This is a genomic window from Terriglobales bacterium (assembly GCA_035487355.1).
GTDB lineage: Bacteria > Acidobacteriota > Terriglobia > Terriglobales > Acidobacteriaceae > QIAW01.
Genome location: DATHMF010000056.1, coordinates 13,709 through 28,265, shown reverse-complemented (window position 1 = coordinate 28,265; position 14,557 = coordinate 13,709). Strand labels below are relative to the sequence as shown.

At 56.6% G+C, this 14,557-nt stretch carries 6 protein-coding genes and 1 tRNA gene; 3 read left to right on the top strand and 4 right to left on the bottom strand.

All coding sequences use genetic code 11. The features are described from left to right. Positions 1 to 482, top strand: a 482-nt coding sequence (locus tag VK738_11445) for a hypothetical protein (GenBank protein ID HTD23262.1), incomplete at its 5' end; no start/stop codon positions are given. Positions 483 to 571: 89 nt separating this feature from the next. On the opposite strand, the gene VK738_11440 is transcribed toward VK738_11445, so the two are convergent. The 4 genes from VK738_11440 to VK738_11425 all read right to left on the bottom strand — a co-directional run bounded on the left by VK738_11440 (position 572) and on the right by VK738_11425 (position 7,568). After that, complete coding sequence (locus VK738_11440; GenBank protein ID HTD23261.1) at positions 572 to 1,777, bottom strand: DEAD/DEAH box helicase; 1,206 nt, start codon at positions 1,775 to 1,777, stop codon at positions 572 to 574. 319 nt (positions 1,778 to 2,096) lie between these two features. Next, positions 2,097 to 4,922 (bottom strand): glycoside hydrolase family 78 protein, encoded by a 2,826-nt coding sequence (locus VK738_11435; protein HTD23260.1) that lies wholly within the window; start codon positions 4,920 to 4,922, stop codon positions 2,097 to 2,099. Between the two features lie 82 nt (positions 4,923 to 5,004). Continuing rightward, positions 5,005 to 7,377, bottom strand: coding sequence for a DUF5916 domain-containing protein (locus VK738_11430; GenBank protein ID HTD23259.1), 2,373 nt, complete (start codon positions 7,375 to 7,377; stop codon positions 5,005 to 5,007). 116 nt (positions 7,378 to 7,493) lie between these two features. Beyond that, positions 7,494 to 7,568: transfer RNA gene (locus tag VK738_11425), tRNA-Val, on the bottom strand. A gap of 253 nt (positions 7,569 to 7,821) precedes the next feature. Here VK738_11425 and VK738_11420 point away from each other — a divergent pair. Beyond that, positions 7,822 to 8,739 (top strand): substrate-binding domain-containing protein, encoded by a 918-nt coding sequence (locus VK738_11420; GenBank protein HTD23258.1) that lies wholly within the window; start codon positions 7,822 to 7,824, stop codon positions 8,737 to 8,739. A gap of 1,057 nt (positions 8,740 to 9,796) precedes the next feature. Further along, on the top strand, positions 9,797 to 14,392 hold the full coding sequence (locus tag VK738_11415; GenBank protein ID HTD23257.1) for an Ig-like domain repeat protein: 4,596 nt from the start codon (positions 9,797 to 9,799) through the stop codon (positions 14,390 to 14,392). Positions 14,393 to 14,557 lie beyond the last annotated feature (165 nt).

Here is a 14,557-nt window from a genome sequence, read left to right as displayed (position 1 = left end):
GACCAGCAGGCTTTGAGGTCTCTTTGAACCGCAACTTCAACCGGTACATCGGCCTGAAGGGCGACTTTGCTTCTTACTTTGAGACCTTGCACGGACGCGGCACCGTCTGCCAGGGGAGCATCTGCACTACGGAAAACCCTTTCAAGGTGCCACTGCGCTCCTTTTATTTCACCGCCGGCCCTGAGTTCAAGTTGCGCAACTCAACCCGTCTGACTCCTTTTGCTCATGCGCTTTTTGGAGGTGTAGCCTCGCACGCTGAGTTCGTGATCTCCGCTCCTGGTGTCAGGGTTTCGGACGCAACCACGCGGACGGGATTTGCTGCTTCTTTTGGCGGCGGAGTTGATGTTCGCCTGAGCCGGCGAGTGAGCCTGCGCACCATGGCGGATTACACGGCGACATTTCTAGCTGAGCCGAACCCGGGAGAGAGCCGTCCGCAAAACCACGTGCGGACCTCGGTAGGAATTTTGTTTCAATTTCACTAGAGCTGGTTTCATAAAATTAGGGTCGTGTCAGAGCACGGATTTCTCCATGCCGCAACACGACCCTTAGGTTTTAGATACAGATACTAGCGTTACGCGAACACTTCGCCGGGCAGCGCTCTTAGAGTACGGCCTGCCAGAGTATCCCGCCTTGCGGGCACCTGGCGGTTAGTCTCTTCAGTTTCCCGCGAGCTGATCTGCTTGCGCTCGATGCGCAGCTTCAGAGCACGCTCGATCTGGCGGAGTTCCGAGACCTCGGCGCCCGATACCAGGGTTGAAGCCAGGCCACGTGCCCCGGCGCGCCCGGTGCGGCCTACGCGATGAATAAAATCTTCAGGCAAGGTCGGAAGATCGTAGTTGATCACATGGGCAATGTCACCCACGTGGATTCCACGCGAAGCGATATCGGTGGCAACCAGGACGTTGAAGCGTCCTTCTTCGAAGCCGCTGAGCGCACCATTGCGCTGCGACTGCGAGCGGTCACCGTGAATCATCGCCGCGGCGAAGCCGTCGCGCGAAAGATCTTTGGCCAGGCGCTCGGTGCCGCGCTTGGTGCGGGCGAAGATCAGGCTGCGTCCTTTTTCCTGATAGAGCAGGTGGCGAAGTACGTTGCGCTTTTCAGCCAGCGCGACCTCGAACGCCTGCAGCTCGACATTTTCAGCGGGCTTCAGGATTGATCCGAGGGCGACGCGGACCGGGTCCCGCATATATTGATGTACCAGCCCGGCGACTGATGCCTCGAGCGTTGCCGAGAAGCAAAGCGTCTGGCGTTTCTGCGGCAATACGGCCGCAATGCGGCGGATAGCGGGCAGGAACCCCATATCGAGCATGCGGTCGGCTTCATCGAGGACCAAAAGCTGAACGTTGCGCACGTCCCCAAGCTTGCGGCTGAGAAGATCTTCGAGGCGTCCCGGAGTTGCCACGACCATGCGCGCGCCTGAGCGCAACGCCTTGATCTGAGATTTTTCTGCGACTCCGCCAATGATCAGTGCCGCGGGCGTGAGCTTATTGCCGCGTAACTTTTCGTACTGCGTGTGGATCTGCAATGCCAGCTCCCGCGTGGGAACCAGCACCAGCACTTCTACGTTATGCGAAGTGCTGCCCTGCAATCGTTCGATTGCGGGGATAAGGAAGGCGAGCGTTTTGCCGGTCCCAGTCTGCGCCGTGGCAAGAACGTCTTTGCCCTCGAGCGCATGTGGAATGGCCGCCGCCTGGACGGGTGTGGGTGTTGTGAATTGTGCTGTTGCCAACCTCTGCTGCAAACCAGCAGAGAGAGGCATTTCTGTAAATCGTGTCATTCGAATTGTGCTTTCTGTGAGAGGCGTCTCGCGAGACGCAGACAGATTGCGATTCGCGACTGGATTTATCTATCTTGAAATAAATGGATGCCACTCGTAAGTTGAATTTTGACGCTGTAAACAAACGGAGTGCAGGAAAGGCGGGAATAAATGTCAGATCAATCTATCGGATCAGACCACCGCACCACTAGCGTACCGTGGGCAATAGCGTTAACGCAGTATAACACAGGGCGCATTAAATCCCCTAGATTATAGTCTTTAAGAAGCCGAAAAGGGAGATAACTGTCTCTCCCAGCATCACTTACAGATTTAGCCTGGATCAACGTACAGCCGTTTCGCCCCGTCTCTGGTTAAGAGCAAAGCGATATTGACCTGAACCAATTTCCAGAAGAACTGAGTCGCCATCCTGGCGCGCCGCCCGGATGCCACCTGCGTTCGCAAGCGCTTGATCGGATTCGGTTACGTCGGCGAGCTGGGCGTGCGGCAAACGCACTGTCGCGTGAGTGTTGGCGGGAATCTCGACCGTGAGTTCAAACCTATTGTCCTTGAGCGCCCACGCCGAACTGACTTTCCCGTACATTGTGAGGTGGCTGGCTGTAACGCTGGTGAATCCACCGCCTGGCTGGGGCTGGATCAGAGTGTGTTTATATCCTGGGGCTTCGGGATCAATCTCGATTCCAGCCATCACCCGGTACATCCACTCACCGATCGCGCCGTAAGCGTAGTGATTAAACGAGTTCATGGATTTGTCCTGGAACGAGCCATCGGGTTTGATCCCGTCCCAGCGCTCCCAGATGGTGGTCGCGCCCTGTTTGACCGGGTAAAGCCACGATGGATACTGCTCGCGGTTGAGGAGCATGTAGGCTTCCTCCAGATAGCCAAATCGGCTGAGTACGTGACAGAGGAACGGCGTGCCAAGAAAGCCTGTGGTCAGGTGCTTGCGTTCACGCACGTCTTCAGCGAGCCGCTGGGCGGCCAAGGGGCGCAGCTCGTCGGGCAGCAAGTCGAATTGCAAGGCCAGCGCGTACGCGGTCTGCGTGTTCTCGCCGACCCGGCCCGTCTCAGTGACAAACTCCCGGCGAAAAGCAGCCTTGATCTTCGCGAGCAAATCGCCATAGCGCGCTGCGTCATCTTTTTTGCCCAGGACCTGCGCGGTGCGCTCGAGCAAGTCCGTCGAGTAGGCAAAAAAAGCGGTCGCAATCAGGTCTTTGCCCGTGGTTGCTCCGGGATAACTGCGCGCCTCTGAGTTTGGCGCCGCGTAGGCCAACCAGTCACCGTATTGAAAGTCATTCTTCCAGATGTATTCGTTGCCCGCCCGCTGCCGCTCGTATTCCACCCACTTCACCATGCTGGGGTACTGTTCTTCCAGGATCCGTTTGTCGCCGTAGCTGATGTACATCGTCCAGGGGATGATCACCGCGGCGTCGCTCCACGCGGCTGCGGGCCGCGGCGGCTGGCTCTGATTTCCCGTATCGGGAATGACCGTTGGCACGCGGCCGTCCTTGTACTGGTCCGCAGCCACATCTCTGAGCCACTTGGTAAAGAACCCGGCAACATCCATGTTGAAGGCGGCGGTACGAGCGAAGACCTCGGCATCGCCCGTCCAGCCAAGGCGTTCGTCGCGTTGCGGACAGTCGGTTGGGACATCGAGGAAGTTACCTTTCTGTCCCCACAGGATGTTGTGCTGGAGTTGATTGATCAGCTTGCTGGAAGTTTCAAAGTCGCTGGTCGGCGCCATCTCCGAATGGATGACCACACCGGTCAGGCTGTCGGGCGTTAGCTCGCCAGGATAGCCGTCAACTGCGACATAACGGAAACCTTGAAACGTGAAATGGGGTTCGAACGTTTCCGGAGGGCCACCTTGCAGCGTGTAGCGTACCGTTGCCTTGGCATTCCGCAGGTTCTCAGTGTAGAAATTGCCCTGCTGGTCGAGCACCTCGGCGTAGCGGAGTATCACCGTCGTTCCCGCTGGTCCCTGCACGTTGAGCCGTACCCATCCGACCATGTTTTGGCCCATGTCCACGACTGTCAAGCCCGCCGGTGTCTTGATGATCTTCACCGGCTTGATCTCTTCTATTCGGCGAACCGGCGGACCAGCGGGAGCGAAGAGATCGTCTTTGCGGTAATTGGCGGTTGTGACACCGGCCCACTGAGCATCGTCATAACCTGGCATGGTCCAACCTGTCTTTTCCAGGCGGGCGTCGTAGGTCTCGCCGTCGTAAATCTCAGACATCAGGATTGGCCCCGTCGCTGATTTCCAGTTCTGATCAGTACGAACCACCTCTTCGTGCCCATCTTTGTATGTGATGTTGATTTGCACGAGGGCAGCGAGGTGATCACCGTAAATGCGGCGGCCCTTGAAGCGATACCATCCGCTGCCAAGTACTATGCCAACGGCGTTCGTGCCGGTCTTCACGAGATCGGTTACATCATAGGTTTGATACTGGATTCGCTTTTCATAACTGGTCCAACCGGGTGTGAAAAGTTGATCGCCGACGCGGTGTCCATTCAGATTTAGTTCATAGAGGCTGTGGCTGGTAACGTATGCCCGTGCGCGCAGGATAGCGCCCGACACCTTGAATTCGCGGCGGAGCATGGGCGCAGGCCCGCCCGACGTATCATTCAAGGCTGGCTCGATCCAATCGGCGTGCCAGTCCGATGGCTGAAGCAGACCCATCTCCCAGTAAGCCGGTGCGCTCCAGTCGGAAGCCGTGCTCTTTTCATCCCAAACGCGTACTTGCCAGTAGTATCGCCGTCCAGATTGCAGCGGCGGACCGTCATAGGGCCGGTGAACGGATTCATCCGAGTTCACCCGGCCTGAATCCCAGATCAGAGGGCGGCCTGAGCGCAGCTCCGGTTCGCTCTGTGCCACACGCACCTGATATGCCGACTGCTCGATTCCGCGTCCTTCACCCTGCAGTTGCCAACTCAGCCGAGGCTGACGGCTGTCAATGCCGAGCGGATTCTCCTTGTATTCCGTGCGCAGTGCGAGGACTTTGACCGGTATGGCCGTTCTCGCCGGACCGGTGGGGGCCGCTGTAACCGGCGCGAGGGCCGTGGCAACCATCATCACCAATGCCAGAATCAAGCGTAAATATGAACGGAATGAACAGCTCAAAAACAGCACACAATTAAACTGGCGCATAAGAATTCCTTCGGCTTGGCGACACCGAAGATAACAGAATGATGGAGATTCGAACAATGCCACTTGAAGACTGGCTAGTGGGTCAGAACCGGAACAGGTAAGAAATCTTGGCAAACACGGTGCGGCCGTCGTTGATGTAGCTTCGGTTGGTGCGCAGCAAGCCCGTATGGTTGCTGATGGCGAACGGATCCAGGTTTTCCAGATTGCTGTTGTAACCCACGTAGAACGCCGTCCCAGGATGCACGAGGTAGGTTACGAGGAAATCGGTGTTGAAGTTCTTGGTTTGATCCAGGCTGGTGTTGAGCGGGTTGCGCAGCAGGCCATCATATTGGAAGATGGTGCGGAAGGAGAGCCGTGGGTTGTACTGATAGTTCCACTTGGAGCGGATGATGTGGGCGGTCAGGATGCCCTGCTCGGGCGTGGTGCGCGTGGTCAGCCGCTCGAGGATGTAGCTGTTATCAACCGTCAATGGGTTCCAGGGATGGACGGTTGCGGTCAGGTTGCCGTTGACCTCATTGGCACGAAAGGGCGGCAGGCTGCCTGGTGGACTGAAGTTGACGACCTTGTTCCAATTTAGCGACCCGTTGAAGGTCACCAGCTTCAAATAGCTGTTGTTGAGCTGGAAGCCGGTGTAATCCTCCACGAAGTTGGTGTTGCGTGCAAGACTGGAAAAATCCGCGGGACGCAGGGTTTCATGGCTGTATCCGTGCCAGAACGTGAAACTGGTGTTGGCCTTCAGGTTCACAAAGAAACCAGGCTCATAGTCATAGTTGAGCTGCGTGCCGTGATGGTCCCACTCCATTCTGTGGTAGAGCTGCGGGCCGTAGGAGGTCAGGATCTTCCCCTCGGGACGGAAAGTGTAAGAGCCGAATTGGCTTTCGTGACGGTTATCGGGCCGCTGGAAAAACCCAGTGAGTGTAACGAAGTTTTGGGTAACATCTTCATAGCGGACATCATAAAAAACGTGCCGGCCGTTATAAGAGGCGTACCAGTGATACCACGCCCCAGCCAAGTGTTTGCCGTCGGCCTGGTCGTTGGTGCTGGCAACAACCTGTCCGAGGGTCTGAATGTGATCCCCAAAATGGAAGGTGAAATCGGCGCCGCCCACGCGATTGGAATTCGTTATACAAGCATTGCTCTGGCACAGGGACCGGTCCGCTGGGACCGCGCTCATCTCGCGGTCGCTGTAGAACACACCCACCTGAGACTGCTTCCACAAATCACGCGTCAGGCGGCCTACGGTGAAGTAGGCGCGCTTGCGGCGCAACGGATCGCCATCGGGAACGCTGCGGCCGGGGCCGCGGTCATCAATCGCGAGCACGCCGATTCCGTAAGGCCCAAGCTTGCCCGTGAGCTTCAACCCGGCAAATGGGGCCTCAATGCGGCGCGTGAAATAAAGGTTCACCGGAGTGCTAAAGAAGCTCGCGCCCTCCTGGAAGAACGGCCGCTTTTCCGGGAAGAAGACCTCGAAGCGCTGGTTCACGGTGTTTTGCGGCTGATCGCTTTCAAGCTGGCGGAAATCTGGGTTGACGGTAAAATCGAGCACCAGGCTGTCGTGGATAATCAGCTTGCCGTCGAGACCGGCGGTCCCGCCGAGATGGTTGCCGGCGATGAAGGGATGGTTAGGGTCGCGCTGATCGAGCGCACGAAACGCGCCAGTGACTCCGTAAGGGTTCAACTGAAAATTGCGTCCGGGGTTGATGCCGGTGAGCCCCTTGAGTTGCGCCTCCTGATTGAGCCTGCCTTGAATGCTGCTGGAGACATGCGGAAAAAAGCTATTGTCGTTATCATGTGGCACCACCCGCTGAAACAGGATGCCCCAGGTCTGCTCTTCCACATTGGGAAAGCGCAGGCTCCTGAACGGAATGGACATCATGGCAACGTAACCTTCGCTGGTGACTTTGCCGGATGAATCCCAAACCGTGTCCCAGGAAGAGTCGTATCCGTTATCTTCAGTCCAGATGTAATCGTATTGCACGCCCAGGGGATTGATCATGAAGCCGAAGGAGCGGCGCTTGTCGTTGAAGGTATCGAGATAGAGCTGAACCTCGTCGTGCTCAGGACCGATATCTTCGCGGCGGGTCATGCGCGCACGGATCTTTCCCGGTTCTTTATCGAAGCAGACGAAGACGGCATAGAAATTTTTGGCATCGTAGCCAATGTAGACTTCGGTCCGCTCCTGGGCAGGCGCGCCATCCTTGGGGTCGTGCTGGATGAAGTTCTCAACCTTGGTCATCTGCTGCGCTACGCCGGGCGCGGGCTCCATGGTGAGAAAATCTTCTAATCTGGGAATTCCAGAAAGCCTGGGGATCGTAACCACAGCAGCAGACGGGGTCTCGTTCGAGTGAAGATTACCCGACCGAACATCGTCTGACACGACGGCGTGCACCTCAGTGACGGCGGTCACCAGCAGGCCAACAAAAAGCAGGCGCGATATGAGGCGTTGGGAAGGCACGGGTTATTCGAGCTCCGCTGTTAGACGGAATGTAATGAGAAAAGTCTTTATGAATGAGAAGCCGAGAGCCTAGGCGGGGCGCCTCGGCCTTTTGCTCAATGGATTCAATAGGTTATTGGTGGGCGCTATAGGATTCGAACCTATGACTTCCACCGTGTGAAGATGGCACTCTACCGCTGAGTTAAGCGCCCGCAAATGAGCAGATAATTTTCCTTTCCATACTACAAGCTACCCGACGTTGGGGTCAAAACTCCGGATCGAGCAGACATGCAAGGCCACACAAACTGAAAACCATCCCGGAAGCGAGTTGCGAATTAATGCCACTGCACAATTGAGTTTTGCCGGACTCCGGGGTAGGATACGCAGACCAAAGTCAATCTATCCTTAAAAGGAATATGGCCCATTGAGAGCAAATCCGCATAGCGTCTTGATGTGGTTGCAACCATGAAAAAACTCAGATTTCTGGTTTCGCTTTTGACGACGGAAAATCATTATCAGAAGCTGCAGGAATCCTTTGCCCGGGATACCGCCCAGCGGCTTGGGATTGACGTAGAAATCCTGTACGCAAACAATGATGCGATTTCGCTCAGCGAACAACTGCTGAACGCCATTCACTTGCCTGCCAAGGATTCCCGTCCGGACGGAATCGTTTGTTACCCGGTGGGGACAACCCTGCTGCAAGTGGCGCGGCAGGCCGCTGCCGCCGGCATTGGATGGGCGGTGCTGAATCGTGAATGCGAATACACAGCGGAGTTGCGTAAGAGCTATAACTCCCCAATTTTTTCCGTCGGTACCGATAACGCGGAGATCGGGCGGCTGCAGGGACGGCAGATGGGCGCAATGCTTCCTCAGGGCGGCCTGGTTTTATACCTGCTTGGCCCCAGCGTCAGCTCCATTGCACAGTTGCGCTTAAGCGAGATGCAATCCACCAAGCCAGCCAACGTGCAAGTGAGGACACTGATCGGCAATTGGAGCGAGCAAAGCGGATATAACGCCGTGAGCCGATGGCTTCAGTTAAGCACTTCGCACAAGACCCCGGTGAATTTGGTAGCCGCACAAAATGACGACATGGCCATAGGCGCAAGAAAGGCGTTTGAAGCTGAGACGCGCGGCGCAGAGCGCGAGCGCTGGGCCGGTCTGCCCTATATTGGTTGCGATTACTGTCCGGGAGCGGGACAGGAGTGGGTGCGCAAGGGGTTGCTGGCGGCGTCGGTGGTCAATCCGCCCACTTCGGGGATTGCCCTCGAACTGATGGTCAAAGCGATTGAAAGCAAGTCGCAACCCGCCGAGCGAACTCTGGCCGCCCCAGCTTCTTATCCACCCATCGAAAAGCTGGCGGCAACACCGGCGCGAAAAGCGTAGTAATACAGTACTCAGTTGTCAGTACTCAGTAAAAGCAACCGCAAAAGCTCTTCGCCGCAGATCAATGCGGATTTTCGGAAGATTGTGGGCGACCCCCAACCCCACTTGCTAGCAGGTGTTTGGAGTGTTTCAAATCGCGTCTGACCCTTGTCATTATTGGCGAAGATCAACTCCGCATGAGGGACTAGCTGGTAGTTAAAAACAGCTCCAAGTTGCAAGCTCCAACTGCCAGCCGGGGCAGGCCAAGCTCTAAGGGAGATTCTTCAGTGCGCGTCCGGTATGGCTAGGGCAGAGCTGTTTCATGATTGAGTACCAACCACCGAGTACGGTTTTGAAACCCTTGTTCCATGCAGGCCCCCCATTACTTAGAGTAGTGAATGCAGCGCTAAACCCTTAGCAATCAATTTCTTACGACTGGAGCTGAGTAGTGAAAAACAGCTCCGAGTTGCGAGCTCCCACCGGCCAGCCGGGGCAAGCCAAGCGCCAAGGACGCCCAAAGCTCATGCTCCCGATCTACCGACGACGAATTTTTCAAAGACCGTAAGGGCCAAAGCCCCGCATTCTGGAATGCGTAACTTCGTTCTTTTGCGGTTGCTTTTCACCTGCAACCTGTCCCGGCGTGCCGTGGACCGGTAAGCGGTGCTTGGCAACTGCTTCTCCATGATGACCTGCAGTTTCCAGGAAATCAATGTTTTGATATCAGAGTGATACCGTGATGACGAAAACCCGAGGGTTGCGCCGTCCCCAGCTTTTTAGGGCGGGGGGGTCTTGTAGGTGCAACTTCAGGCGCCAATCCGATTCGCTCCAAGATGAAACCCCACCCGGCCGTCTATGTAGGATTAAGCCGCACGCGCTGTAAAGATTCTTCGGTTGTAACGAAATTGCTTAACAGACCACGATTAAGGAGTGAACGGTCGTTTCTTGGTTTTTTCTTGCCATTTTTGGGATTTTCTTGCCGTTTTGGGACAAAGGGGGTAGACTTAATGACCTCCCCGAACATCGTTTGTACTTCCCCATTACGGAGGACGAAGAGCTCGTGACTGCCTTCCCAGGGTCAATGCGCTTGCTCACAGGGCGCTGGTTTGCGCCGGTTCTCTGCTTCTTTCTACGCATAACGAATGTCTTATTCCCAAACGCCGGGGCTAAAGCCCGACAGGTTTTTACCTCTTCCCCCGGCTTAAAAGCCGGGGCTCCCACCCTGCGCCGCAAGCGGCAGGGCATTGCTTACCAAGGGTGGACTTTAAGGCAAGGTGTCGCGATAGGTTTCCTGTTCTGCCTGCTGCCGCTGGCGGCGGTAGGGCAGACGGTCACTGTGAACGACAGCTTCTTCAGTTCGAATGCGATCACCATCACCGCCGGACAAACCGTCACGTGGTCGTGGGCGGGCGGCGGTACTACTTCTCTTGCCCATAACGTAGTTTCGGGTTCAAGCTGCAGTCCAGACTTCATATTCAACTCAGGCGCCACCAAGACCAGTGGCACCTTTGGACATACGTTCACCGCCGCCGGTACTTACAACTATTATTGCGATCCGCACTGCGGTTTCATGACCGGATCGGTGACCGTGAACCCGGCGGCGGCGACCCATCTGGTACTGAGCGGCGTACCCGGAAGCGCCACGGCAGGGGTTGCATTTAACGTAACGGTTACGGCGTTTGACCAATTCGGGAATGTTGCCACTGGCTTTGGCAACACGGTCAGCTTTACCAGCAGCGATGGAGCGGCGACGCTGCCCAGCAATACTTTGATTAACGGTTCACGCGTTTTCAGCATAACCTTGCGGACGGCAGGTTCTCGGAGCCTCACTGCAAACGCCAGCGGCGTCAGTTCCAGTGGCACTGCGTTTATCAACGTAAGTCCGGCGGCAACATCAACATTCACGGTGGTTCCATCGGCAAACCCGGTCACTGCGGGGGCGAGCTTTAATGTTACTGTCACCGCCAAAGATGCGTTTGGAAACACCACACCAAGTTATGGCGGGACGGTGCACCTTACCAGCGTCACGGACCCTAGCGCGACCCTGCCGGGCAACAACACACTTGTGAGCGGGGCGCGCACCTTCACCGGCGTGATTCTGAGAACTGCAGGCACTGAGACGGTCACGGCTACGGACACTCTCAGCAGCTCCATCACAGGCACTTCCAACGGCATTACGGTCAATCCCGGCCCCGCCCACCACTTCAGTGTGAGTGCGCCTCCCGGCGCATTCGTAGGCTTGCCGTTTAACATCACGGTAACGGCGCTGGATCAATTTGACAATCAAGCCACGACTTCGGGTACGGCTTATACCGGCACGGTGCACTTTACCAGTTCGGATGGCGGCGCAGTCCTGCCGGCCGATTACACTTTTGTAACTGGCGACAACGGAGCGCACAACTTCAGCATCACCCTGAACTCCATCGGCAGCCAAACTGTAACAGCCACCGATACGGTCACAAGTTCCATTCAGGGCAGTGCGGTCGTCTCCGTAAGACCGCCGTGCCCCGCGGCTAGCAGAACGTTTTCTAATCCTACGCAGGTCAACTTCAGTACCAATGGAACGACAGCAACTACATCTCTTTATCCCTCACCCATTACGGTCTCGGGCATGACGGGGACCATTGGCAAACTGACGCTGACCTTGAGCGGATATTCTGATACTAACTGTGCTGCAGACCTGGCGCTTTTACTGCAAGGGCCCCATGGCCAATTTGTGATCCCCTATTCGCTGGTTGGCCCATGTTCGGCGGCAACTAACAATGTCACATTGACACTCGACGATTCGGCGGCCACACCACTGCCGCAATTTCCCAACCCCCTCAACTCGGGGACTTACAGGCCATCAAGCTATGTGGTCTCGGCTTTTTCAACCCAGCCAATTTTCCAAGCCCCGGCGCCTGGAGGCCCCACCTATACCGCAACGCAATTAGTTGCCAATGACGGTACGGCGACTTTCGCCAATGTCTTTAATGGAACCGACCCGAATGGAACCTGGAACCTTTATGTGCTCTATCAACCGCAACTCGGGCCGGGGGTTGATAGCGGCAAATTTACCGGTGGCTGGAGCCTGAACATTACGCCGCAGTTCGCCTTTACTAATTCCACGGCAATCGCAATTCCCAACAGCGGCCATGGAGCAAATTATCCATCGAAGATCACGGTCGCCGGCCTGCCTGGGCATGTGACAAAAGTGACCGTGACCTTAAACAGTTTTACCAGCGTATGCCAGGCAGACCCAGCGTTCCTGCTGGTAGGTCCGCAGGGACAGAATCTAGTGCTCGAGTCCGAATCAGGCGGATGCACAAGCTCATCAGCAAACGTGCCGTTCATCACGCTGGATGACGCGGTCTCTGCGCAGTTGCCGGCGTTTTCGTTTGCTACCCCTAATTTCGCGGCTGGACTCTACCGGCCTACAAGCAATAAGAAAAGCGTATCCGGAACGGCGCCTACATTCTCCGGCGTAGCTGGCCCTTATACCGAGCCAGTTCCTGATGGAAGCGCTACGCTGGCTTCTGTCTTCAACGGAATTGACGGCAACGGGGATTGGAACCTGTATGCGATAACGCAATTCAACGCGGGAGCCAGCTCACTTGATACCGGCTGGACCCTGAACATCGAGACCGATTGCCCGGCGGGGACGAACTGCGCCGCTTCTTCCGACTTTAATCCTTCTGTCTTTGGGCAGCCCGTGATCATTACGGGCGCGGTCAGCTCAGGGAGCGGTACTCCTTTCAGCCCGCCACCGTTGAATTTCCTGGATGGAATCTCGAATTTTGGCATCAGAAATCTGGACGGCTCTGGCCAGACTACGGAAACCGATTCTACTTTTTCGATAGGCTCTCATCCCATTACGGTGAACTATCCGGGTAACATTACGTTTGCCAGTTGCACGTCGGCCGTGCTGAACCAGGTGGTGGACAAGGCGGACACAACCACGATTGTCACCAACCCGATGAACCCTTCCGTGTTTGGACAGCTCGTCACCTTCACGGCCACGGTAAACGTCAATTCCCCGGGAGCGGGAACGCCCACGGGCACGGTCAACTTCTTCGATGGGGTTACTCCGTTGGGGCCGGGAACGCTCAGTGGCGGCGTGGCGACGCTTTCCACTGCAGGGCTGGCGGTCGGCTCCCATAGCATTACCGCGGTTTACGGCGGTGACGCTACCTTTAACGGCAGCACTTCAGGAGTGTTTACCCAAACTGTGAACCAGGGAGGGACGATCACCACCGTGGGCACTTCAGGAACGCCCTCCATCTTTGGAACTTCTGTGACGTTCACCGCCAATGTATCGGTGAATTCGCCCGGAGCAGGCACGCCTACGGGGACCGTTACTTTCAATGACAACGGCGTTCCGATCGGAGGTGGGACGGTAGCGCTGAGCGGCACCACAGCGACATTCCCCACATCGGCCCTGTCTGTGGGCAGCCATCCGATCACCGCCACCTACAACGGCGACACTGATTTCAGCGGCAGCACCTCGGGACCGATTGATCAAAACGTGAACAAGGGAACCACCACCAGCAGCGTAGCGACCAACGGGTCACCCTCGATCTTCGGAAACTCGGTGACGTTTACGGCAACCATCGTAGTGGCCACTGGGGCGGGAACTCCGACGGGCACCGTTACCTTCATGGACGGCGTTTCCACGCTGGGAACGGGAGCGCTCAACGGCGCCGGACACGCCACGTTCTCCACGGCTGCATTAGCTGTCGGCGCCCATAGCATTACCGCGGTTTACGCAGGCGATGGCAGCTTTGTTGGCAGTACGTCCGGATCTATTACTCAAAATGTAAGCCAAGGGACGACCACGACTGGCGTGGGCACTTCAGGATCACCCTCAATCCTTGGAACTTCCGTGACCTTCACGGCCACGATAACCGTGGCGACGGGAGCCGGAACTCCGACGGGTACGGTCACCTTTAAAGACGGCGCGGCTACGCTGGGAACAGGAGCGGTCAGCGGCGGCACGGCCACGTTCTCAACTTCAAACCTCAGCGTTGCCAGTCATAGCATCACGGCGGTTTACGGCGGCGACGGCAATTTCACGGGCAGCACATCGGCGTCCATCACCCAGATGGTAAGCAAGGGGACGCCTACAGTGAGCCTGGGCTCCTCAGCGAATCCATCGTTGCTGGGGAATTCGGTGACCTTCACCGCCACCCTGGGACAGCTCGGCGGCGTGTTTCCTACCGGTAGCGTATTGTTCCTCGATGGCGCCGCCAAATTAGGATCGGGCACGCTGAATGGCAGCGGAGTTGCCACGTTCTCTACTTCGGCGCTGGCGCTGGGAAGCCATCCGATGACGGCAAGCTACGCGGGCGACTCAAGCTTCCTGGGGAACACTTCGCCGGTCGTGCCTCAGCAAGTAAATCCGAAGACGTCTACGACTACGGTCGTGGTCTCATCTTTGAACCCGTCGTCATTCAGACAATATGTGACTCTGACGGCGACGGTCACATCCACGGGAACGCCGACGGGAACAGTGACTTTCTGGGACGGCGCAAGGCAAATGGGTACTGCGCCGTTGAACGGAGGGGGAATCGCCACCTACACGACCAATCAATGGACGATTGGCAACCACCAGGTCACTGCGGCTTATGGAGGCGATTTCAACTTTGCCATTAGTAACTCGACCGTGCTGGTGCAGAGGCGCTCGCCCAAACCGCATTAAAAGACAGCTCCAAGCTCTAAGCTCCAAGCTCCAAGGAACCCACTGCGGATTTCACAGATTTTCGCGGATTGCGATGCTTTCATGTTAAAGACTACGCTGCAACGTCCTCTGATTGTAAAGGTCCTCTAAGTCTTGAAATATAAAGCTGTTAAGCCCCCTGATAAG

Excerpts from the sequence above, each read along its gene's own strand:
- VK738_11440 (HTD23261.1), bottom strand. The coding sequence starts at position 1,777 with ATGACACGATTTACAGAAATGCCTCTCTCTGCTGGTTTGCAGCAGAGG.
- VK738_11435 (HTD23260.1), bottom strand. The coding sequence starts at position 4,922 with ATGCGCCAGTTTAATTGTGTGCTGTTTTTGAGCTGTTCATTCCGTTCA.
- VK738_11420 (HTD23258.1), top strand. The coding sequence starts at position 7,822 with ATGAAAAAACTCAGATTTCTGGTTTCGCTTTTGACGACGGAAAATCAT.
- VK738_11415 (HTD23257.1), top strand. The coding sequence starts at position 9,797 with ATGCGCTTGCTCACAGGGCGCTGGTTTGCGCCGGTTCTCTGCTTCTTT.